Raw genomic sequence first — 19,121 nt, 5'->3', positions numbered from 1 at the left:
TTACGCTCAGTTGCACACCAGCAACCCGAAGTTGCAGCACACCTATCCGAAGGGGGAGAGATGGCCACGCTGATCATCGACTCCGAGCGATTCAAGCAGCTGCGAGCCGAGCAGGGACTCGACACCGTTCAGAGTCTCGCGGCCGCACTCGGCGTCGACAAGGGAACCGCCTCCCGCGTTTTGAATGGCAAGGCGGCGCCCGGGCCTCACTTCATCTCGTCCGTGCTTCTGACGTTCCCCGTGAAGTTCGAGGACGTCTTCACGATCGTCAGCGGCGACGATCACGCCAGCGAAGCAGTCGCCCCGCTCGAGCTGGCGGCCGCATCATGAGCACCGCACCGGAGCGCTCGGGGCGTGTGCTCAACACCCGCTCGGCCGCGGAATTCTGCGGCATGGCCTACCAGACCTTCCGCAACCTCCTCGCTGCAGGCGAAGGGCCGAAGGTCTTCAAGCAGGGCCGTCTCAACGCGTTCTACGAGGTGGACCTCGACGCCTGGCTGCGCAGTCGCGTCGTCGACCCTGCCGCCGAGACGACGGCGGCAGCGGCATGACCGCACGCGTGCTGCTCCTCTGCGGCCTCATCCTGCTCGCCTTCGACGTCGCCCGGCCGAACATCACCGGGGTCGCGCTTCTCGGGATCGTGCTCATGACGATCTCGGCTTTCCTGTCCGGCGTCTTCACTCGCGACTTCTGGGTCGCCGACGACGAGATGTCCGCCCGGCTCAGCGCCATCGACCAGGAGATCGGTCGATGAGCGTGCCCGCTTCCGCGTAGCCCCGCGAGCCACCACACATCCGAGTCGCAGCGATCGCTGCGGACCCGTATTCGTCGCGCCTCGGCGCACTCCCGAAGGGATCAGCATGACCACCGATCTGACCGAAGCCATCGAGCTTCCGGCGCCCGTTCCGGCTCACGCGGGACAAGGTGTCGAGCTTCGCATGAGCCACGAGCGCGACCTGCTCGCACGCGCGGTCCTCCTCGCGACGGGCGGCTTCGCTGTGGCCGTCGCCCTGCTCCTGATCCTCGGAGCGGCGGTGATCGCGTGACCCTCGCCGACGCCGCGCCGGTGACCATCCCGACGCGTTCCAAGGTCGACGACCCGCTGCAGGTCGGCGACATCGTCACCGTCGACGACGTGCGCTGGAAGATCCGCGCGATGAGCCGCTCGGGCACCGTCCGCCTGCAGTCCATGAACACCAGCAACGTCGACATCTGGTGGACGACCACCGTCGACACCCTCCCGAAGCGAGAGAACCGATGAAGCAGACCACCGCCCGAATCGTCGTCCCCGCAGGCGCTGACCGCGAGCTCTGGCTCGCCGAGCGCGGCGAGGGCGTCACCGCGTCCAACGCGTGGCGCATCGCCCGCGCCGGCCTGAAGGCCCGCCGCACGATCGCCGAAGAGAAGATGAACGGCGCCCGCTTCCGCGGCAACGCCGCAACCCGCGCCGGGTCCGCCCGCGAAGCGGCCCTGCTCGACGAGGCAGCCGAGCGCCTGCAGAGCGTCGTCGCGAACGACGCTCTCTGGGCGGCCGCCGACAACGACCTGCACCGCGCGACCCCCGACGGCTTTGGCTGGGACGGCGACGGCCGCCTCGCCGTCATCGAGGTGAAGTCGCACGAGCACGGCTGGGAGCACGACGGCATCCCGATCGAGCACTACGCGCAGCTGCAGTTTCAGATCCGCGTGATGGGCGCCGACTTCGGCCTCTACGGCTTTGAGGTCCGCGACGAGGACGACCAGCCGCCCATCAACGGCGCGACCTGGATCGTCGTCGCCCGTGACGAAGAGATGATCGCCTGGCTCACCGAGCGCGCCGACGACTTCATCGCCTGGCGTGACGCCGGATGCCCCGACGTCGACGACCTCCCCGACGACGTCGCCGCCGCCCTCGAGGCGTGGGCACCGCTCAAGCTCGCGCTGACCGCCGCAGTCGAGGCGGAGAAAGCCGCGAACGCCGCTCTCAAGAAAGCGATCGCCAAGCTCCCGCACGCCGCCCGGTTCGGCGCCGTCGGCATGGGCAAGAGCGGCGGCTTCCAGCTCTCCGTCAGCGAGACCGTCGCGATCGACGAGACCGCATGGGCGGCCGCCGACCCCGACGCGCACGAGCGCGCCAAGCGCATCCGCGTCGAGCTGGCCTACGCCGAGGCCGACGCCAAGCGCCGATACCCGAAGACCTCGCGTCGCACGACGCTCAACTTCCAGGAGGCGTGAGCCATGCCAGAACCCCGCACCATCCCCGTCGAAGCCGCCCGCGCCGCCGTGCTCGCCTCCGGCCAGCTCGCCGCGATCGACGGTCCGCACTTCCTCGCCGACCCGGAGGCCGAGTGGCTCCGGTATCACGTCAAGCCCGAGCCGCCCCTGCTCGCCCGCGTCATCATCACCCGCACCGGCCAGCAGCCCCGCGAGATCGTCGTCAGCTGGGCCGAGTACGAGAAGCAGGAGCAGAACACCCCCGACTGGAACGCGACCCGCGCCGAGAAGCCAATGACGATCTTCGGCTCCGAGGTCGAGCGCCACGCGTACCGCGTCGTCTTCGCCGACATCCTCGCTCCGCTGCTCGAGGCAGGCACCGACCGGATCGACACGAGCACATACTCCGATGACCCCGGCGCGCCCAGCGAACCGACCGGCCGCGACTGGGCCGCCGAAATCGAGGCCGCGCAGACGATCCTCGAGATCGACACCATCGACCGCGAGGCGCGCGCCGTCCGCGCGTTCCGCGCCGACGCTGAGGGCACCGCGCTGCACCGTCAGCTCAAGGCCAAGCGCAAGGCGCTCGCCGAGGCCCCGGCCGCCGACGACTGGGCACCCGTGCCGGGGCCGAGCGCCGACGCGCAGGGACCGGCCGCGCCCGAGCGCGCGGCCACGGTGCAGGCCGGCATCCGGCGCCCGCAGGATCACCTGCCCGGCAACCGCGCGACCCGCCGCGCCTCGAAGCGGAAGGGCGGGCGGCGATGAGCGACGAACCGAACCACGTCGACCCCGCCTCGGGGGTGCTCGTCACCATCCCGGCCGGGTTCGACATCGTCCCCCTGAACGTCGCGATGCTCGACGAGGATCTCCTCGCGCAGTGGTCGCCGACTCCCGCGCAGGTCGTCGGCGCGCTGTCCATCGCTCGGGCGAAGAACATCGCCGCGCCCGGCGCGCTCGCCGACTACCGGGAGAAGCTGAAGGCCGCCGAGCGGGAGCGGAAGATCGCCCTCGGCCTGGCCGTCAAGAAGCTGCGCGACGAGTACGGCCGCGGCGCCACGATGACCGAGCTCCGCGAGCTGGCATATGGCGTCGACGAGCGCCTCATGCGCGCGGTCGACGCGTACGACGACGCGTGGCTGCTGTTCGAATATGCGAAGGACTTCGCCGACGCTGTCGAGCGCGACGTGACTCTGCTGCAGTCGATCGCGAAGTCGATGCGGGGCGAGAAGTGACCCGCGCCACCGTCGACCCGATGGCCGACTCCCGCCCCATCGTGAAGGGCCGGTCGGGCGGCATGTGCGAGCGCTGCGGCCGCGAGCGCGCGATCGACATGCATCACCGGCAGCTGCGCCGCCACGGCGACCACCTGCCCGCGAACCTCGTGCACCTGTGCCGCACCTGCCACAACGCCGTGCACGCCGACCCTGCGGCAGCCGAGCTCGCCGGGTTCATCGTCCCCTCGTGGGCGAACCCGCGCCAGTGCCCGATCAAGCACTCCGTCTGGGGCCGCGTGCGCCTCGACGACGACGGCGGATGGAGCGCCGCGGCATGAGCATCATTGGGTCGGCCTTCGCTGATTGGCGGGAGGTGCGGGAGGAGTACGAAGAGGTGCGTCTCGCGGCGTACATGCTCGCCGAGGAGGCGACCAACGGCGCGCTGTTGAACGCACGTGGCCGCGCGGCGGGGATCGACCCGGGCTCGCTGTTCATGGGTAACGAGCGCCGCGCCCGCGCGTACGCCTCGCCCGAGCTGCTCGAGCACTGGGAGAAGCACCCGCGCGTGACCTACGCGGCGTTCGAGCGGCGGTGGGTCCGTGAGCGTGAGGCCGAGATGGGGCTCGCGTCATGAAGGCCGCATGCAAGTTCGGATGCTGCACCCCCGAGGTCGCGGCCCTCCCTAACGGCGGATGGTCGTCGACCGAAAAGGGCTGGGTGCTCGACATCCGCCGTCAGGAGCACGTGCGCCGCGAGCGGGAAGCGGAGTTCGCGCGCATCGACCAGATGCACGCCGCGATCTACCCCGTGTGTGCCCTGTGCGGTCAACGCACGATCCGGCTCGACACGTTCGGGCTCTGCAGTAAGAACACCGAGACCCACAAGGCCCGCCGCGGCGGGCTCACATTCGCACCAGCAGGGAGAAGACGATGAGCGCGACGGCAGACCGGTCGATCGGCACTGGGCGCCTAGGCGTGGCAGAACCGTCGCCGACGAGGACCGCACCGGAACTATGCCCCGTCATGTTCCACCCGCCCGTGACGTACAACGCGTGGCTGGACCAGACGTGGTGCCTGTGCGGGCGCAAGTCGTGGATCGGAGACGTCGCGATGCACGGTGTCGCGTGCTGCGACGGCCCTCTCGTCGTCCCGACCTTCCACGCGGCGGAGGAGGACCGATGAGCGCGATGCCGACGTTCGCGATGACGTACGTCGTCTACTGGCCCGCATCCCGCGTCCTGAAGGTGGGGCGCGCGTGGAAGTGGAGCCGCGTCGAGAAGCTCATGCGCGCCGGCGCGCACGTGATCGTCTGCGCCCGAGGCACGGATGCCTCGTGGGAGCGCGAGGCGTTGCGTGTGCTGGCGCGCTGGTTCCCCCGGGCATTCACCGGGTGGGACGACGCCGAGGCGGTGCTCGGCCGCGGCGGGAAGGGATGGACCGAGTGCTTCACGGTCCACGAGCACGACGTGCAGTTCGCCCTCGACAAGTGCATCGAGGGCTTCGCGAGAGGGAACGACCAGGGTGTCAACGAAGCAACGAATGATCAGCGCGGCCGACCTGGCGCACCTCGACGAGGTGCCGAACGAGGCGAAGCCGACGGCGCTGTGGCTGTGGCTGAACCTCGACCCGCTGGGCCGAGGTCCGATGGACCCGGCATGGATCGCGCGGGAGACATTCTCGACGACGGACGACGTGCTCGAGCACCTCGTCGCGCTGATGGACGCCGACTTCCTGACGACGTATGTCGCGGGCGGCGTCGAGTGGCTCCTGCTGCTGCACCCGCTGCGGGTGGACATGCGCGGTGTGCGGATCTCGACCCCGGAACCGCCGGCGCGGGATCATCCATGGACGTCCGTGGCTGTGGGGCGGGGGAGCGCGGGCGGGCGCGAGCGAGCGCGGGAGCGGGCGAGGGCGCAGGTGCGGGCGGAAGACGCCGCGCGGGCCGATGCGTGGGACGCGGTGACGCAGGACCGCGAGGAGGAGCCCGTGCTGCCGGAGCGCCCGCTGATCCTGGATGCGCCGCCGATGTTCTGCGACGACCACATGCCGCACGGTGCCGGGAAGACGAAATGCGGACCCTGCCGGGATGCTCGCCTCAAGCGCGACGAGTGGCTTACACGCCGGGTCTACGAGGAGAAGCTCACCGTCCACTTCGAGCGCGTCGGCATGCCCGACGAGGAGCCGTGGTGATCCCGTGCGCGTGACCGTCGACCTCGACCCGCGTGACGTGTGGCGCATCGAGGAGACCGCGCAGCGCCGCGGCATCACTCCCGGCGAGGTGCTCCGGGCGGAGCTCTCCACCCGGCGATCCCACCTCGAGCGCAACGACCGCATCCGAGCCCGCGTGCTCGCCGGCATGACCGACAAGCAGATCGCGGACGAGCTGGGCGTCGGCGTGACATCGATCCGCGACATTCGGCAGAAGCAGCTTCGGCTGCCCGCCAACCGAATCCGATCCGAAAGGAAGACAGCATGAGTAAGAACACCGAGATCGCGGCCGCCGAGTGGCTGGCCGTTCGCGAGCGCGTCGTCGAACGACTCCGCGAGACCTCGCCGCGTTCCGAGAAGGACACCCGTGTGCGGATGGCCGAGGGCCTCATCCTCGCCGGGTACGTCGACGTCGAGTACATCGCCGCCGAGATGGCCGAGGAAGAGGCAGAGCGACAGCGCCGCATCGACAGCGCGCGCGCTGCTCGGGAGGCCGTGGGCGCCGAGACGGAGCAGGGTGACGAGGTGGCTGTCTGATGCCCGGCGAAACCGTCATCGCCGTGGTTGGCAACCTCACTGCCGACCCCGAGCTGCGCTACACGCAGAACGGCCTCCCGGTCGTGAACATCACGATCGCGAGCACCCCGCGCACCTTCGACCGCGAGGGGAACGAGTGGAAGGACGGCGACGCCCTGTTCATGCGCGCGTCGGCCTGGCGTGACTTCGCCGAGCATATTGCCGGGTCGCTCACGAAGGGTATGCGCGTCGTCGCGACCGGTCGTCTGCGCCAGCGGAGCTACCAGGACCGCGAGGGCCAGACCCGCACCGCGATCGAGCTTGAGATCGACGAGATCGGCCCGAGCCTCCGCTATGCGACCGCGCAGGTCACTCGCGCAGCGGCAGGAGGGACCGCGGCGCAGCCGGCGGCATCCCAGCGCCAGCACGAGCCCTATGCCGCGCCCGTGTCCGAAGACGGCTCGTGGACCGTCCCGAGCGACGACAACCCGTTCTGAGAGGAGATCCCATGTCTGAAAGAGGATGCGTGCTCGGGTGCACTGTGCCCGACCTGCACTTCGCGACCTGCTTCGACTACGGCCTGGTCGTCGATGCGGCCGTCGAGGACGGAACGATGGAGCGTCCCGAGCGCTCGTGCAGGGGGTGCGCTCCGGCGCCCGCTCGTGACGGCGTGATGGTCTGCGATCGCTGCTACCGGCGGATGCGCGGGCACATCGATAACGCGGCGGATCTCGTCGGCCGCCTGCGGTCGCTCGCGGACCCGCGCAAGGCGATGGTCTACGACGCGCTGCGCTCATCGTCGGGGAAGGGTGCCGAGGCGGCCGCGCCGACGCCGGCGGACCTGATCGACGCGTCGGAGGACGTGATGCGGTCGCTGCGGTCGTGGGCTGTGTTCGTCGACCCGCGCTCGGGCATCGTCGGTGGGATGCCCGCGGGGGCCGGCTCGCTCGCGGCGTACGACTACGCCCGCAGCTGCGCGACCGTGATCCTCGGCCACCTCGACCGGATCGCGAACAACGCCGACGACGTCCGGCAGCTCGCCGAGGCCGTACTCATGCGGCATCCGGTCGATGAGGACGGCGTGCGCTCGTTCTGGTCGATCGTCGACGCGGTGAGCCGCTACCGCCTCGAGCGACCGGATGCCGCGCACGTCGTCGATGCGGACACCGAGGAGGAGCTCGAGGTGTCGGCCGTCGCCGAGTGGCGGGACCGGCTGATTACGAAGGACGAGGCGGCCCAGGCGAAGTACGCCGGGTCGGAGCGGACGCTGAAGCGCTGGCGGGAGCGCGAGGGGCTCGTGCCCCGTGCGATTACGCAGGGGCCGATGGGGCGGGTGACGTGGTTCCGTGAATCCGAGGTGCTCGCGATCCGCAACCGAATGCGCGAGCGTGTCGGACGACCACGCAAGCAGGTGTCAGCATGAGCCTGCTCATAGCCGCCACCACGAGCCGTGGACGCCTAAGCGGACTGCCGCACGTCGGTGGAGTGCGGAATCGAGGAGCAACTGACGGTGTTGAAGATAACGAGTCACGCGAGCGAGCGGCGATGTGATGGAGTGGGGTGGGCCGGCTTTAGACTGGCCGCGCGGGATGAGATGCGGAGGATCGTGCGATGACGAACGCCGTAGCTGTGCACCGGGAGCTTCGAAGCTTCCGCTACGAGGCAGACATGATGCCGGTCCTGCGCCGCGCCCTCCCGCGTCTGGCTTTCCGGCACGAGTCAAACTCGCCGGTCGAGGTATTCAGCGAGGTGCCGGCTGTTCACGGTGTTCCTGATCTCGCAGGTGTCCGCTTCGATTTCGAGAGAATCGCTGCGCGGGCAGCGCGCGGAGTACGACCGCTGACGACGGATGCCGAGGTGCGCGCCGTCCTTGCTGTCGGTGACGCAACTCTGACGACAAGGGAGATCGCCGACCGGACGCGCATGTCCTCCGACTACGTGCGCCGCGCCGTTGCACCCCTCCTCATCGAACAGGGGTGGATGGAGTGGACCGAGGAGAATCGACTCCGACGCCGACAGGGCGCGCAATGGGTCGGTAAACGAGTCGTGACGGTCGAGGCGAAGCTCCGTGACTGGAGGCGCGCCCTTACGCAAGCCCGCCGTCAACAGCTCTCGGCGGATGCTGCGTATATCGCCTTGGACGCAAGCACAGTAAGCCGAGTGACGGATCACCTCGCCGAGATCGCGCGCGGTGGGGTCGGCGTGATCGCTGTTGACTGCGATCAACAGCGCGCGCGTGTGCTCGTGCGCCCGAACACGACACCCGACAGCCGTCGTGCCGTAGGTCGAGCGCTTCTCGCGGAGCGCAGTCTCGAGATGATGCTCCGTGGCACGCGCGAGGGGCAAATTTACCCCGTGTTCGGCTGGACCGCTCCGCACCTCACTTAAGGCGAGGCATCCACAGCGGGAGGTGGAGCGGCCTATTGATCCCACTCATCCGGTCAGTGAGCGAGAGCGAGTCGACGAACGCCTGACCCTTTCTAGCCCTCCGATATGCCACCGCATTCGGGCGTTTGTCGGCGAGACTCGCCGTCAGGTTACCCACCGCCGCAACGTAATGCAGGCCGGCGACCTCGGGCGAGTGTCCCTCGATGTCGATCTCGTCCAGGTAGGGCGTCGCGTAGTCCTTGTGTCCCGCCAGGGGGCGGATGCGCACGAACTCGTTGTGATCCATTGTGTGCAGGACCGTCGAATCGAAGATGCGCGGGATCGGAGCGGGGGGCGGTCCTTGCCGCTTGATCGCGATCACTTTCTGCCGCGCGAATGCCTGCTCCGGCCATGCCTGACCGGTCGAGAATCCGTTGGCACCGAGCGCTGTCGCGAACCAGCCGGTGAGACCGCTGTTAGGAAGATACAGCCGCTTATCCTCCAACATGCACTCCCGCGCGAGGGCTTGGTAGCCGGCCAGGATGGCTTCGTCGAGGAGCTGTCCATACCGGGTGGCGACTTCGGGCCAGTAGAACCGCAAGTACCAGTCGCGCTCATTGCTCTCGACGATTTCGTTCAAGAGGATGTTACGAAGCGTGCGGTCAGAAAGCCACCGCGAGTCGAGGGTGAGGTTCACCCACATCGGAGCATCTCCCACCTGTCTACGGCTTTCTTCGACCCACTTGAGAGCGTTCCGTAGGGCGACCGCCGCGTTCACTTCGGAGACCCACCCCGTCGCAGACAGGAGAACGGACGCGCCGTGATCCCTCTGCGCGTTGAGTACGGTCTCAACCCAGCGTGCTGAGACCTTTGCGGGAGGAGGTGTGTGCAGGTGCGGCCACGCGGCGGCGGTCGCCTTGAGGGCGGTGGCTTCGGGCCACCCGGTGTCGGGGATGCGCCAGAGCTCCGGATCGACGATTCGAAGCGGGACATGAGCTACCTTCCCCATGAAGGTGCGTGCCGTGTTGGCCGTCATTGCGGGCAACCGCATCACTGTTCCAAGTCCGAGGTCGCGCCCGTGGCTGGAAGCCAGGTAGTCGAGCACCTCGGGGAGACGCCCGCCATTTTGGTGGCTTCGATGGACAAGGAGCACGGGCACTTTGCCGCTAAGGGACCTTCTCAGCGATGCGCCCGCCCACGCGTCGGTTGCCGGATGTGTAGCCATGTCAGTTCTTCCCCCGGAGTGTCTTCAAAGCTCGTGCGGCGCTTCCTCGCGCTCCCGGGGGGTCAGGCGTGAGTAGTCGTGTCACCAACTCGGCGAGATCATCTGGCACATCAGCCGGGAGTGAGGGCGGCGGCACCGATACGAGGTCCACCAGTTCTTCGGGCTCCATCGCCCGGAGGTCTACCCCATCGAAGAATGGATGGGTGCCGGTGAGCAGTTGATAGAGGATGACGCCGCAAGCCCAGTTGTCGCACGCCTTGCGCGCGCGTTCGCCCTGGAGCTGTTCAGGCGCCATCCAAGGGATACTGCCCACCAGTGCGGGGTAATTGGTCATGGTGTCTCCGGTAAGCGACCGGACAAGCCCGAAGTCGATCAATACCGGCTGTTTCCACTTACCGTTACGGAGCATGATGTTGTCGGGCTTCAGATCTCGGTGAATCTTGTCCTTCGCGTGCAGTTCCGCGACCGCTTCGAACAAACCGCGAGCAAACTTCCGGACGTGCTTGAAGCTAGGCCTTGCGCCCGTTCTCAGAGCCTGCCCAGCGCTTCCGCCGTCGATGTACTCACATACGATCACGTGGTGCTCATCGCCTTGGAATGTGATCGTCCGGACACCGTGCAGGCGCACGATGTTGTCGTGTGCGAACTCGTTCAGGTTGTCGGTCTCACGCGCCAAGAGGCGAGGGTCGAAATACTCGGCTCGGAGCACCTTTACGGCGAGTGGCTCGGAACTCCCATCCAGGTCGAGAGCGCGCCATGTGTCGCCGAACGTCCCTCGTCCCAGAAAAGAAACGGATGATGCCCCCAGCGCGGCGGCCAACTCGTCTTCAAGCCCCATAGACGCGAGTCTGCCGCACTTTCCGGTCAGTCCAACGAGATGTGCGGGCGTCGGCGTGTCTTGACCTGCGCGTCCGCATCTGACGTTCGGGGCAGTGGACCTTCAATGAGTCCGACTGCGGCCCCGAGGGGTCGCGCCCGCCGGGGGAGTGGCCGGGCAGGCTGTTCGACTTGCCGCCGGTGTGACCTCAGCGCTGCGTGGCCCAGTACACGCACAGCGCAACCAGAGCGCCGACGAGCGAGAGCGCCGATCCGAGAAGCTTTCCAGCGGCCTTGCGCTCACGGTTCTCACGACGCACCTCGACCGGACAGACCGTCCCCGGCCGGTGGCGTGTCGTCGGGCATGTCGCGTTGTACTGGCACATCAGGGATCAACCTCAGTCGCGGAATGCGCGTTCACCGACTGGCCAGTTCCCGTCGTAACGAGTAGGCAGCCGCAGGCGGTCGGAGGTTGTGTCAAGCCGGGCGAGCATCGCCTCATCCTCTGTGATGTGAGCGAAAACCCATGTGGCGGCCATCAGGGCGAACCCGAGAGCGCCTGTAGTCACATTGCCGAAGACGTCATCGTCTCGACCGGGGACCAGCACGAGCTGATCGTCGACACGGTCGAAGTATCGATCGCGTCCGCCCGGTCGCACGTGAGTTACTTGAGACAGCACAGCGTAGGTCGAGTGCAGAATTACGTGCTCAGGATCCACGATCTCGAGAATCTGGGTGAACTTTGGCATGCCCTTCGCGCCCGGCTTTGGCTGTTCCTGCGGAATCATATCCAGGTACTCAGGATCGTCGTGCCAATTCGCCATGTCCTCCATGAGTTTCTTGCGATCCAGCAGGCTCGACTTCTGCAAGCGATCCAGTCCGTCCACTCGGAGATAGACGTACTGGATCGTCAAGGCGTACTCGAGTGCGGAACGAGCCAGCACTTGACCCTCGATGCGGTGCCCGCTGTTGGCAAGCAGGGCGGCAGACGAAGCAAATCGGACGACCTGCATGATTGGCCCGTACAAGCTCAAAAATGCGCGGCGGCTGGTCTGCCGGGATCGAACTTGGTCGAGGGTGTTGAAGTATTCGATGCACTCGTTGACAAAGGCGAGAACTTCGCGTCGATGCGATTCGGCGAGTTGCTCCGGGTTCGTCATGGCTGGGACCATAGCAGGGCCCGGGGGGTGTCTGTGAGTCATGGCGCGTCCGGGATCGGCCGACACGCCGTGGCCGGCTGCTCCGGAAACGTGGCCCATCTCGCTGATAGGCTGTGCCTCGCACAAGAACTATGACCGAAAGCCTCACCCGAGCGGGTGGGGCTTTCGGCGTTCTCGGGGTCGCGTTCGCGTCTCGCGCATCGGGCGCGACTCCGCCTGATCTTCCGGTCCGACTGGCCGGGATCTCGCCTCACCGTTCACGCGACGCTCGCACTTCCAGCCAGACGGCGCCCGGCCACCCTGCAGCGGTGGAGTCGAGGAGCGCTGATCATCTCGCACTCGGGAGCGATCGAGGGCGCGTGAGGCGCAGACGTAACCGGTGGGCGTTCACCTCCTCGGAGTCTGAACACCCACCGGCGCGGTGCCGTCACGTCCTCCTACCGCTTCCCCTCGGTGGTTGACTGACGGCGGTAGGTGTCAGCCCTTGATGTTGCGCGGATCGTTTCCCGGGTCGATCGAGTCCTTCGCCCGGATCTGACCGTCGCGGCCATGGATGTTGAGCTCTCCGCCGCCGGCGTTGTGCACGATCGCGCGGCCGCGATCGATCGCCTCCGCCTGAGTGTCATGGTGTGAAGACGCGCGGGTTGCGCCGGGCTTCTTCACGTCCCAGCCTCCGTTTGCGCCGGGAACCACGTGTCGATTGTTGTTCGTCATTGTTGTCACCTCCTTCGTTTTCAACTGCTGTCGGGAGCACCGTGCCACAGATCGCGGGCCAGCTGGTGACGCGACACGCGCGGCGAATATCGGCTTTCAGGAGTTTCCATGTCAGCAGGCGTTCCCGGCCGCACGACTGCGGCCCATCGGAAGAACCGGGCCGACCTTAAGGCGCTTACCGCCGAGCACGGCCTGCCCTGCGCTCTCTGCGGGCAGCCGATCGACACGACGCTGAAGCACACCGATAAGTGGGCATTCGCGTACGACCACATTAAGTCGGTCGTCGCCTATCCCGAGCTGGCCGACGATCCGTCAAACGGGCAGCCGTCGCACAAGATCTGCAACGAGAACAAGGGCGAGGGAGATCCGAAGCCCGGGCTCGGCGATCCGTCCGAAGTCTGGTGACCGAGAGGAGCCGAGATGGCAGAGCAGCCGATGCCGACGACCTGCATGCGATGCGGGCTCGATCAGCCAATAACGATCGCGCAGGCGATGCGTCACGACGAAGAGCGCCGCAAGGCGCAGAAGGGCAAGTGATCATGGCGAACACTCAGAGCGCGAAGCAGACTGCGACCGCGAACCGGCCGCCCTCTCCCGAGGACCGGGGCGCCGACCACGGCAACGAGACCCACGAGGTCAAGGAGGGGGAGACCCTCGACGACATCGCGAGCGCGCACAAGGTCGAGCCCCGCACCGTCCAGCGCCTCAACGGGATCAAGCGACCCGACCTCATCTGGCCCGGCATGGTGATCCGCATCCCTCGCCGAGACCCTCACACGCCCAAGGGCTGACACCGAGCCCACCAGAGCCTCCCCACGGCCCAGAGATCACCGCTCCCGCCCCGAGGGGTAGGGGGGTCCGATCTCTAGCCGTGGGGGCTCCGCACACCGCCGGGGGTGATCTGTCCCCCTCCGCACGGTCGTGTCCCGTGTCCCGCCCCGTTGGAGGTGGTCGTGATGGCCATGACGCCCGAGGAGCGACGGCAGAAGGAGCGCGAGCGGAAGGCCCGGCAGCGCGCGGAAAAACGCAAGGCCGCCGAGCTCGAGGCGCTCCCGAGGATCGGCCCCGGCGGACGGGACACACCCGGGACAGAAAACGGGACAGACGGCGGGACAGATGAGCAGCCGCTGATCTCGAACGAGCTCGCGGCGCGCGCGTTCGTCGAGGCGCTGCAGGTGCCGCCGTCGGCGATGCCTCGAGTCGCGCTGCTCTACACCCTGGCCCGCGACCTCGACTCGGGCGCGGTGGCGCAGCGGTCCGCGATCGCGCAGCGCTACGACGAGACGATGGAGAAGCTCATCGCGGCCGCGAAGCCGCGCGAGCGGGACGAGCTCGACGAGATGCGCCTCAAGTTCTACACGGGGGGCGTGGATGGCATCGACGACAACCCGGAAGCGTCCCAGCGGCGCCCAGTCCGCAAGAAGGCGTAGCGCGCGGCCGCGGCGGGTGTACGGGCACACCGTTCCGCGTGTGTTCACCCCGCCGCGCCGCAAGCTGACGCCCGAGACGAGCGCCGGCTATGCCGCGGTGCATTTCGCGATGTGGCTGCACGTGCAGCTCGCCGGCACCCGGTTCGCCGAGCTGGCTCCGAAGCTCAACCCGTGGCAGCGCTGGTTCCTGATCCACGCGCTCGAGCTGAACCCCGACGGGTCGTACCGGTTCAAGACGGTGCTGCTGTGGGTCGCTCGCCAGAACGGCAAGACGTTCATCGCGGCGCTGCTGATTCTGTTCCGCATGTTCGTCGACGGCGACGCGCAGATCATCGGCGTTGCCCAGAAGCTCGCCACCGCCAAGAAGACGTGGGAGCACGCGCAGAACATCATCGACGCGATCCCGCGGCTGCAGCAGGAGCGCGGCGGGTTCTCGAACACGAACGGCGAACTCTGGTTCGAGCTCACCGGCGGTCAGCGGTACTGGGTCGACTCGGCCGACAACGGTGGCCGCGGTCTGACGTTCGACCTCGTGTTCGTCGACGAGATCCTCAAGCACAAGACGTTCAAGGCGTGGTCGGCGCTGTCGAAGACCACCGCCGCCCGGCGCCGCTCGCAGCTGATCGCCGCGTCGAACGCCGGCGACATGGAAGCGATCGTCCAGCGTCACCTGCACAAGATGGCGATGGACGCGATCGAGTCCGGTGACGCCGAGACGACGATCGGGCTGTTCTGGTGGTCGCCGCCGCCGGGGATGCCGCTGGACAGCCCCGAGGCGTGGGCTTACTCGAACCCGTCGATGAACTACAACCTCCCGCAGGAGAACCTCGCGGCGTATTGGGTGTCAGACCCGGCGCCTGTGTTCGCCTCCGAGGTCGGAAACGTGTTCGTCGACTCCGCCACCGGCGGCCCGTTCCAGCCCGGCAAGTGGGCGGCCGGGTTCGACCGCCTCTCCAAGCGCGCCGACGGCGCCCCGGTGTACATCTGCATCGAGGTCTCCCACAACCGCGAGATGGCCTACATCGGTTTCGCTGCCGAGCGCGCCGACGGTGCAGCGCACGTCGGCATCATGGCCAAGGCGCCCGGCACCGACTGGATCATTCCCTGGCTGACTTCGCCTGACCGCACGTTCACGCCGGCCGCGATCACGTTCCAAACCAACGGCGCCCCGGTGTCGTCCCTCGTCGCCGACTTCAAGGCCGCCGAGCTCGAGGTCACCGAGTGGGGTGGCCCGGACCTCGGGCGCGCTACCGGCATGATCCTCGACGGCGTGAACCTCGGCCGCGTGTTCCACCGCGCGCAGCCCGTGCTCGACGTGCCCGCCGGCGCCGCCGTGATGAAGGCGCTCGGCAACGCGTACGTGATCGACCGCATCAAGTCGCCCGGCGACGCCGCGCCGCTGTCCGCCGTCACCGGCGCGCATTGGCTGCTGAAGAACCCGCCGGAGGCTCCCGAGCCCCGCATCCGCACACTCAAGAGGAGGTCACGTGGCTAAGTTCACCGAGCGAGTCACCTCTGCGTGGCGCGCCCTCGTGCGTCGCGCGAACAGCCGGCTCCCGTCGCTGCGGGGCACCCGCACCTCGGCGGGCGTGAACGTCACGCCCGAGCAGTCGCTGCAGGTCATGGCCGTGCTCACCTCGGTGCGCCTGGTCGCCGAGGCGATCGCGACCCTTCCCGTCTCGGTCGTGGTCCGCCGCGGCCGCGACCGGGTCGCCCCGAGTCCGAAGTACCGCAAGCTCGTGAAGCTGCTCACGGTGCAGTCGAACCCGGTGCAGGATGCCGCCGAGTTCTGGCGGGTCGTCGTGACCTGGCTCCTCATCCGAGGAAACGCGTACGTGTTCGTTCAGCGCAACGGCGCCGGCGAGGTCGAGGCTCTGTGGCCGGTCCCGCCGACGGATGTGACCGTGCTGCGCACCCCGACCGGGCAGCTGGCCTACAAGCTCAGCCACGACGGCAAGGAGACGTGGCTGCCGGTCGAGAAGGGGTACATCGCGACCGACCTCGAGATCCTGCATTACCGCTGGTTCGGCACCGGCCCCGAGGCGCTCTCGCCGATCGGGGTCGCCCGCCAGCAGGTCGGGATCTCCGTCGCCGCGACGTCCTACATCGGCGGGTTCTTCGAGCGGGACGCGACACCGGAGACGGTGCTCACCACGGCGAACAACCTCACCGACAAGCAGTGGGAGCGCCTCGTCGCGCAGATGGAAGACCGGCACCAGGGATTCGAGAACTCGCACCAGATCGCCGTCTTCGAGGGCGGCGCGAAGCTCGAGCGGGTGTCGCTGTCGCCGGCGGACGCGCAGTTCCTCGCGATCTACAAGCTCACCGAGGGCAAGATCGCGTCGATGTACGGCGTCCCGCCGCACAAGATCGGCGACCTCGAGCGCGCCACGTTCTCCAACATCGAGCACCTGAGCATCGAGTTCGTCCAGGACGCGCTGCTGCCCCCGATCACTCGTCTCGAGAAGGTCACGCAGCGGCTGTTCGACGACGAGGAGATGCGGCTGAAGTTCGACCCGAAGGGCCGGATGCGCGGCGACACCGCAGCGCAGACAGCGGCCTACGCCGCGGGACGTCAGTGGGGGTACTACTCCGCGAACGACATCCGCGCGATGGAGGACGAGCCGCCGATCGACAACGGCGACGTCTACCTCGAGCCGGTGAACATGATCCCCGCCGGGTCGTCGCCGGTGCAGCGTGACGGGCTCCCGCCCGTGAACATCCCGCGGCTGCAGCCCACGCAGTACCGGGCGCTCGAGCAGACCCGCCGCAGCGCCGTCGACGACGCGCCCGCGTGGGTTACCCGCGTCGAGCGCACCCTCGCCGACTTCCTCGGCGATCAGCGCGAGCAGGTCGACGCGGCACCTTCCGACGAGGAGCGGGCCGTGTGGGATGAGCTGCTCGCCGAGCAGCTGGCCCCGGTGCTCGCTGGCGTCGTCGGGGAGTTCGGGTCGCGGCAGGCTGAGACCCGCGGGGACGTGTTCATCGCCGCGCAGACGGCCAACTGGGTCGGCGCCGTCGCGGCATCCGAGGCGCGCGCGTTCAACACCGCCGCGATCCGCCTGCTCGACAAGGTCGGCGACGCGACAGCGTTCGACGTGATGCTCGAGTCGGTCGCCGTCTGGGCGGGCCGCATCGTCACCCGCGGCGGCGCGTTCGGGCGTCACGAGGGCGCGGTGCAGACCGGCGCGACCGGCAAGCGGTGGCGTTCGGGCGACGACGGGATGCACGACTCGATGCACGGCGAGACCGTCGCGATCGACGCGCCGTTCTCCAACGGTGCGCAGTGGCCGGGCGACCTCGCCGCCGGCGCCGACAACGCTGCAGGGTGCACCTGCGGCGAGGACTTCGACTACTAGGAGCAGACATGGAACGCACCTTCGAGCGCCGCGTCTTCCCGCTCACGGATATCCAAGTCCGCGCGGCGAACGACGACGAGCGGCGCCTGCACTTCACCGGCCGGGCGGTCGTGTACGACCAGCTGTCCGAGGATCTCGGCGGGTGGCAGGAAGTCATCCGCCCGGGCGCCGCGACCCGCACCCTCGCCGGGACGCCGGATGTCCGGTTCCTGATCAATCACGACGCGAACCTGCTGCTCGCCCGCACCCGGTCGGGGACGCTGACGCTGTCCGAGGACAGCGACGGCGTGCTCGTCGACGCGGACATGGCCGACGTGTCCTACGCCCGAGACGCCGCGGTGTCGCTCGAGCGCGGCGACCTGTCGCAGATGTCGTTCGGGTTCTGGGTCGTCTCCGACAGCTGGTCGGGGAACCTCCACGAGGTCCGGGAATTCGACTTCGACGGCGGCGACGTCTCCGTCGTCACCTACCCGGCATACACGCAGACCTCCGCCGAGCTGCGCGCGATGGCGAAGCGGCACCTCGCCGCCGAGACCGGCTACCCGCTGCAGCGCGCGCAGCACCGACTCCACGAACTCGAGCTGCTCTCGCAGCTCTGACCCACACGTGCCCGTCCGAACGGTGCGGGACACCACCCAGAAAACGAAAGGGGAGCGGCTATGGCCACTTCTGTTCAGCTCCGCCAGGAGCGAGCTCGCACCGTCGAGGCGATGCGAGAGATCACCGAGCGCGCCGAGGGCGAGAACCGCAACCTCAACGCGGACGAGCGCACCGCGTACGACCGCGGCGAGACCGAGTTCCGCGACCTCTCCGAGCGCATCGAGCGCCAGGAGGCGCAGGAACGTCGCAACGCCGAGCAGGGCCAGACCATCGGCGCCGGTGGCGACGAGCTGGGCGGCAGCGGCACCGAGGCTGAGCGCCGGTCGGCGTCGCAGCGCTCGGCGTTCCTGCGGTTCGTTCGCGGTGCCAGCATGGCACCCGAGCAGCGCGCGCTCGTCGAGAACGCCGCCGGCGAGATCCTCGTGCCCGAAGATCTCGAGGCCGAGATCATCCGAGCGGTCCCGCGCCTGAGCGCGATCCGCCCGATCGCCGGCCAGCGCAACACGACCTCCAACCGCGTGCGTCGCCGCTCGCTCGACGAGGTCCGCGTCGGCTGGGGCAAGCTCGAGACCAACGAGCAGGATCTCGAAGACTCGATGCCCGACACCCCCGAGGAGGAGTGGACGTACATCGAGGATCTCTACGGTCTGGCCAAGATCGGCGAGGACGAGCTCGACGACTCCGACGTCAACCTCGAGGCGTTCGTGCGTGACAGCTTCGCCCAGGCCGCGGCCGAGGCCGAGGACGTCGCGTTCACCATCGGCGCCGGCCACACCGCCCACCAGCCCGTCGGCATCTTCTCGACCGCTGGCGGCGTCTCGAGCATCGTCTCGGGCGCGACCGACTACTCGGGCGCGAGCGGCGCGAACGCACGGAACCAGATCCTCGACGACCTCAAGGCTCTGATCTACGGCGTGCCGGCGCAGTACCGCGCGAACGGCAGCTTCCTGCTGCCCTCGCTCACCGAGCTGCACATCTCGACGCTGAAGGACGGAAACGGCCAGTACCTCTGGCAGGCATCCGTCCAGGCGGGCCGCCCGAACACGTTCCTCGGTTACGCGATGCACAACCAGGACAACATCGACGGCATCGCCGCAGGCAAGGCGATCGCCGCGTTCGGTGACTTCGCCCGCGGCTACCGCGTGTACGACCGTCAGGGCGTCACCGTGAAGCGCCTCGAGGAGCTCTACGCCGAAGAGGGCATGATCGGCTTCAAGTTCAAGAAGCGGGTCGGCGGCGACGTCGTTCGCCCGCAGGCGCTGAAGCTGCTCAAGACCAAGGCCTCCGCGTAAGCGACGCCGAACGTCAGGCGGCCGG

29 protein-coding genes are annotated in these 19,121 nt (G+C 68.2%); 25 read left to right on the top strand and 4 right to left on the bottom strand.

Translation table 11 applies throughout. The annotated features are described in order from the left end of the window. The first annotated feature begins 60 nt into the window (after window positions 1–60). From P6897_RS10790 to P6897_RS10705, 18 genes are all read left to right on the top strand, one after another. A complete protein-coding gene (locus tag P6897_RS10790; protein ID WP_282501216.1) occupies window positions 61–330 on the top strand; it encodes a helix-turn-helix transcriptional regulator in 270 nt (89 codons plus the stop codon). Beyond that, the gene (locus P6897_RS10785) at window positions 327–551 is read left to right on the top strand and encodes a helix-turn-helix domain-containing protein (RefSeq protein ID WP_282501215.1); all 225 of its coding nucleotides are present in this window, start codon (window positions 327–329) and stop codon (window positions 549–551) included. Before P6897_RS10790 ends, P6897_RS10785 begins: the two co-directional genes overlap by 4 nt. Then, a complete protein-coding gene (locus P6897_RS10780) occupies window positions 548–754 on the top strand; it encodes a hypothetical protein (protein WP_282501214.1) in 207 nt (68 codons plus the stop codon). Before P6897_RS10785 ends, P6897_RS10780 begins: the two co-directional genes overlap by 4 nt. Before the next feature lie 106 nt (window positions 755–860). Continuing rightward, on the top strand, window positions 861–1,046 hold the full coding sequence (locus P6897_RS10775) for a hypothetical protein (RefSeq protein ID WP_282501213.1): 186 nt from the start codon (window positions 861–863) through the stop codon (window positions 1,044–1,046). Further along, window positions 1,043–1,261 (top strand): hypothetical protein, encoded by a 219-nt coding sequence (locus tag P6897_RS10770; protein ID WP_282501212.1) that lies wholly within the window; start codon window positions 1,043–1,045, stop codon window positions 1,259–1,261. Before P6897_RS10775 ends, P6897_RS10770 begins: the two co-directional genes overlap by 4 nt. After that, entirely contained in the window at window positions 1,258–2,214 is a 957-nt protein-coding gene (locus P6897_RS10765) for a hypothetical protein (RefSeq protein WP_282501211.1), read from the top strand. The genes P6897_RS10770 and P6897_RS10765 overlap by 4 nt, the downstream gene beginning before the upstream one ends. Window positions 2,215–2,217: 3 nt before the next feature. Further along, a complete protein-coding gene (locus P6897_RS10760) occupies window positions 2,218–2,961 on the top strand; it encodes a hypothetical protein (protein WP_282501210.1) in 744 nt (247 codons plus the stop codon). Continuing rightward, on the top strand, window positions 2,958–3,428 hold the full coding sequence (locus P6897_RS10755; RefSeq protein WP_282501209.1) for a hypothetical protein: 471 nt from the start codon (window positions 2,958–2,960) through the stop codon (window positions 3,426–3,428). The genes P6897_RS10760 and P6897_RS10755 overlap by 4 nt, the downstream gene beginning before the upstream one ends. Continuing rightward, on the top strand, window positions 3,425–3,748 hold the full coding sequence (locus tag P6897_RS10750; RefSeq protein WP_282501208.1) for an HNH endonuclease: 324 nt from the start codon (window positions 3,425–3,427) through the stop codon (window positions 3,746–3,748). The genes P6897_RS10755 and P6897_RS10750 overlap by 4 nt, the downstream gene beginning before the upstream one ends. Beyond that, window positions 3,745–4,044, top strand: coding sequence for a hypothetical protein (locus tag P6897_RS10745; RefSeq protein ID WP_282501207.1), 300 nt, complete (start codon window positions 3,745–3,747; stop codon window positions 4,042–4,044). The genes P6897_RS10750 and P6897_RS10745 overlap by 4 nt, the downstream gene beginning before the upstream one ends. An 83-nt stretch (window positions 4,045–4,127) precedes the next feature. Then, complete coding sequence (locus P6897_RS10740) at window positions 4,128–4,343, top strand: hypothetical protein (RefSeq protein WP_282501206.1); 216 nt, start codon at window positions 4,128–4,130, stop codon at window positions 4,341–4,343. A gap of 89 nt (window positions 4,344–4,432) precedes the next feature. Next, window positions 4,433–4,591: a hypothetical protein gene (locus P6897_RS10735; protein ID WP_282501205.1), complete on the top strand. Its 159-nt coding sequence runs from the start codon at window positions 4,433–4,435 to the stop codon at window positions 4,589–4,591. Between the two features lie 357 nt (window positions 4,592–4,948). After that, window positions 4,949–5,599, top strand: coding sequence for a hypothetical protein (locus P6897_RS10730; protein ID WP_282501204.1), 651 nt, complete (start codon window positions 4,949–4,951; stop codon window positions 5,597–5,599). A 10-nt stretch (window positions 5,600–5,609) separates the two neighbouring features. Beyond that, window positions 5,610–5,885, top strand: coding sequence for a hypothetical protein (locus P6897_RS10725; protein ID WP_282501203.1), 276 nt, complete (start codon window positions 5,610–5,612; stop codon window positions 5,883–5,885). Beyond that, the gene (locus tag P6897_RS10720) at window positions 5,882–6,154 is read left to right on the top strand and encodes a hypothetical protein (protein WP_282501202.1); all 273 of its coding nucleotides are present in this window, start codon (window positions 5,882–5,884) and stop codon (window positions 6,152–6,154) included. Before P6897_RS10725 ends, P6897_RS10720 begins: the two co-directional genes overlap by 4 nt. Continuing rightward, on the top strand, window positions 6,154–6,630 hold the full coding sequence (locus P6897_RS10715) for a single-stranded DNA-binding protein (protein ID WP_282501201.1): 477 nt from the start codon (window positions 6,154–6,156) through the stop codon (window positions 6,628–6,630). Before P6897_RS10720 ends, P6897_RS10715 begins: the two co-directional genes overlap by 1 nt. Before the next feature lie 11 nt (window positions 6,631–6,641). Then, entirely contained in the window at window positions 6,642–7,556 is a 915-nt protein-coding gene (locus P6897_RS10710) for a hypothetical protein (protein ID WP_282501200.1), read from the top strand. A gap of 188 nt (window positions 7,557–7,744) precedes the next feature. Next, on the top strand, window positions 7,745–8,521 hold the full coding sequence (locus P6897_RS10705; RefSeq protein ID WP_282501199.1) for a hypothetical protein: 777 nt from the start codon (window positions 7,745–7,747) through the stop codon (window positions 8,519–8,521). Here P6897_RS10705 and P6897_RS10700 read toward each other — a convergent pair. The 4 genes from P6897_RS10700 to P6897_RS10685 all read right to left on the bottom strand — a co-directional run bounded on the left by P6897_RS10700 (window position 8,514) and on the right by P6897_RS10685 (window position 12,415). Beyond that, window positions 8,514–9,605 (bottom strand): hypothetical protein, encoded by a 1,092-nt coding sequence (locus tag P6897_RS10700; RefSeq protein ID WP_282501198.1) that lies wholly within the window; start codon window positions 9,603–9,605, stop codon window positions 8,514–8,516. The two genes, P6897_RS10705 and P6897_RS10700, sit on opposite strands and share 8 nt — an antisense overlap. 121 nt (window positions 9,606–9,726) lie before the next feature. Further along, window positions 9,727–10,563: a serine/threonine-protein kinase gene (locus P6897_RS10695; RefSeq protein ID WP_282501197.1), complete on the bottom strand. Its 837-nt coding sequence runs from the start codon at window positions 10,561–10,563 to the stop codon at window positions 9,727–9,729. A gap of 376 nt (window positions 10,564–10,939) precedes the next feature. Next, entirely contained in the window at window positions 10,940–11,701 is a 762-nt protein-coding gene (locus tag P6897_RS10690) for a DUF5677 domain-containing protein (RefSeq protein WP_282501196.1), read from the bottom strand. Window positions 11,702–12,178: 477 nt separating this feature from the next. Then, the gene (locus tag P6897_RS10685) at window positions 12,179–12,415 is read right to left on the bottom strand and encodes a DUF2188 domain-containing protein (RefSeq protein WP_282501195.1); all 237 of its coding nucleotides are present in this window, start codon (window positions 12,413–12,415) and stop codon (window positions 12,179–12,181) included. A 108-nt stretch (window positions 12,416–12,523) separates the two neighbouring features. On the opposite strand from P6897_RS10685, the gene P6897_RS10680 reads away from it, so the two are divergent. The 7 genes from P6897_RS10680 (at window position 12,524) to P6897_RS10650 (ending at window position 19,096) form a co-directional block, all read left to right on the top strand. Next, complete coding sequence (locus P6897_RS10680; protein WP_282501194.1) at window positions 12,524–12,820, top strand: HNH endonuclease; 297 nt, start codon at window positions 12,524–12,526, stop codon at window positions 12,818–12,820. A 134-nt stretch (window positions 12,821–12,954) separates the two neighbouring features. Then, a complete protein-coding gene (locus P6897_RS10675; RefSeq protein ID WP_282501193.1) occupies window positions 12,955–13,206 on the top strand; it encodes a LysM domain-containing protein in 252 nt (83 codons plus the stop codon). A gap of 165 nt (window positions 13,207–13,371) precedes the next feature. Continuing rightward, window positions 13,372–13,845 carry a hypothetical protein gene (locus P6897_RS10670; RefSeq protein ID WP_282501192.1) on the top strand — a complete coding sequence of 158 codons (474 nt, stop codon included), beginning with the start codon at window positions 13,372–13,374 and terminating at the stop codon, window positions 13,843–13,845. Window positions 13,846–13,885: 40 nt separating this feature from the next. Further along, window positions 13,886–15,340, top strand: a complete 1,455-nt coding sequence (locus P6897_RS10665) for a hypothetical protein (protein ID WP_282501191.1) — start codon at window positions 13,886–13,888, stop codon at window positions 15,338–15,340. After that, the gene (locus P6897_RS10660; RefSeq protein ID WP_282501190.1) at window positions 15,333–17,204 is read left to right on the top strand and encodes a phage portal protein; all 1,872 of its coding nucleotides are present in this window, start codon (window positions 15,333–15,335) and stop codon (window positions 17,202–17,204) included. The genes P6897_RS10665 and P6897_RS10660 overlap by 8 nt, the downstream gene beginning before the upstream one ends. Window positions 17,205–17,212: 8 nt before the next feature. Then, entirely contained in the window at window positions 17,213–17,803 is a 591-nt protein-coding gene (locus P6897_RS10655; protein ID WP_282501189.1) for an HK97 family phage prohead protease, read from the top strand. A gap of 60 nt (window positions 17,804–17,863) precedes the next feature. After that, on the top strand, window positions 17,864–19,096 hold the full coding sequence (locus P6897_RS10650) for a phage major capsid protein (protein WP_282501188.1): 1,233 nt from the start codon (window positions 17,864–17,866) through the stop codon (window positions 19,094–19,096). Window positions 19,097–19,121: the final 25 nt, after the last annotated feature.

This window comes from Microbacterium sp. BDGP8, from assembly GCF_029991045.1.
Lineage (GTDB): Bacteria > Actinomycetota > Actinomycetes > Actinomycetales > Microbacteriaceae > Microbacterium > Microbacterium plantarum.
Note: the sequence above shows the minus strand (reverse complement) of the source record. Positions and strands in the feature narration are given on the sequence as shown.

Coding starts and splice junctions, on each gene's coding strand:
- P6897_RS10790 (WP_282501216.1), top strand. CDS start 61: ATGGCCACGCTGATCATCGACTCCGAGCGATTCAAGCAGCTGCGAGCC.
- P6897_RS10785 (WP_282501215.1), top strand. CDS start 327: ATGAGCACCGCACCGGAGCGCTCGGGGCGTGTGCTCAACACCCGCTCG.
- P6897_RS10780 (WP_282501214.1), top strand. CDS start 548: ATGACCGCACGCGTGCTGCTCCTCTGCGGCCTCATCCTGCTCGCCTTC.
- P6897_RS10775 (WP_282501213.1), top strand. CDS start 861: ATGACCACCGATCTGACCGAAGCCATCGAGCTTCCGGCGCCCGTTCCG.
- P6897_RS10765 (WP_282501211.1), top strand. CDS start 1,258: ATGAAGCAGACCACCGCCCGAATCGTCGTCCCCGCAGGCGCTGACCGC.
- P6897_RS10760 (WP_282501210.1), top strand. CDS start 2,218: ATGCCAGAACCCCGCACCATCCCCGTCGAAGCCGCCCGCGCCGCCGTG.
- P6897_RS10755 (WP_282501209.1), top strand. CDS start 2,958: ATGAGCGACGAACCGAACCACGTCGACCCCGCCTCGGGGGTGCTCGTC.
- P6897_RS10745 (WP_282501207.1), top strand. CDS start 3,745: ATGAGCATCATTGGGTCGGCCTTCGCTGATTGGCGGGAGGTGCGGGAG.
- P6897_RS10735 (WP_282501205.1), top strand. CDS start 4,433: ATGTTCCACCCGCCCGTGACGTACAACGCGTGGCTGGACCAGACGTGG.
- P6897_RS10730 (WP_282501204.1), top strand. CDS start 4,949: ATGATCAGCGCGGCCGACCTGGCGCACCTCGACGAGGTGCCGAACGAG.
- P6897_RS10720 (WP_282501202.1), top strand. CDS start 5,882: ATGAGTAAGAACACCGAGATCGCGGCCGCCGAGTGGCTGGCCGTTCGC.
- P6897_RS10715 (WP_282501201.1), top strand. CDS start 6,154: ATGCCCGGCGAAACCGTCATCGCCGTGGTTGGCAACCTCACTGCCGAC.
- P6897_RS10710 (WP_282501200.1), top strand. CDS start 6,642: ATGTCTGAAAGAGGATGCGTGCTCGGGTGCACTGTGCCCGACCTGCAC.
- P6897_RS10705 (WP_282501199.1), top strand. CDS start 7,745: ATGACGAACGCCGTAGCTGTGCACCGGGAGCTTCGAAGCTTCCGCTAC.
- P6897_RS10695 (WP_282501197.1), bottom strand. CDS start 10,563: ATGGGGCTTGAAGACGAGTTGGCCGCCGCGCTGGGGGCATCATCCGTT.
- P6897_RS10690 (WP_282501196.1), bottom strand. CDS start 11,701: ATGACGAACCCGGAGCAACTCGCCGAATCGCATCGACGCGAAGTTCTC.
- P6897_RS10685 (WP_282501195.1), bottom strand. CDS start 12,415: ATGACGAACAACAATCGACACGTGGTTCCCGGCGCAAACGGAGGCTGG.
- P6897_RS10680 (WP_282501194.1), top strand. CDS start 12,524: ATGTCAGCAGGCGTTCCCGGCCGCACGACTGCGGCCCATCGGAAGAAC.
- P6897_RS10675 (WP_282501193.1), top strand. CDS start 12,955: ATGGCGAACACTCAGAGCGCGAAGCAGACTGCGACCGCGAACCGGCCG.
- P6897_RS10670 (WP_282501192.1), top strand. CDS start 13,372: ATGGCCATGACGCCCGAGGAGCGACGGCAGAAGGAGCGCGAGCGGAAG.
- P6897_RS10655 (WP_282501189.1), top strand. CDS start 17,213: ATGGAACGCACCTTCGAGCGCCGCGTCTTCCCGCTCACGGATATCCAA.
- P6897_RS10650 (WP_282501188.1), top strand. CDS start 17,864: ATGGCCACTTCTGTTCAGCTCCGCCAGGAGCGAGCTCGCACCGTCGAG.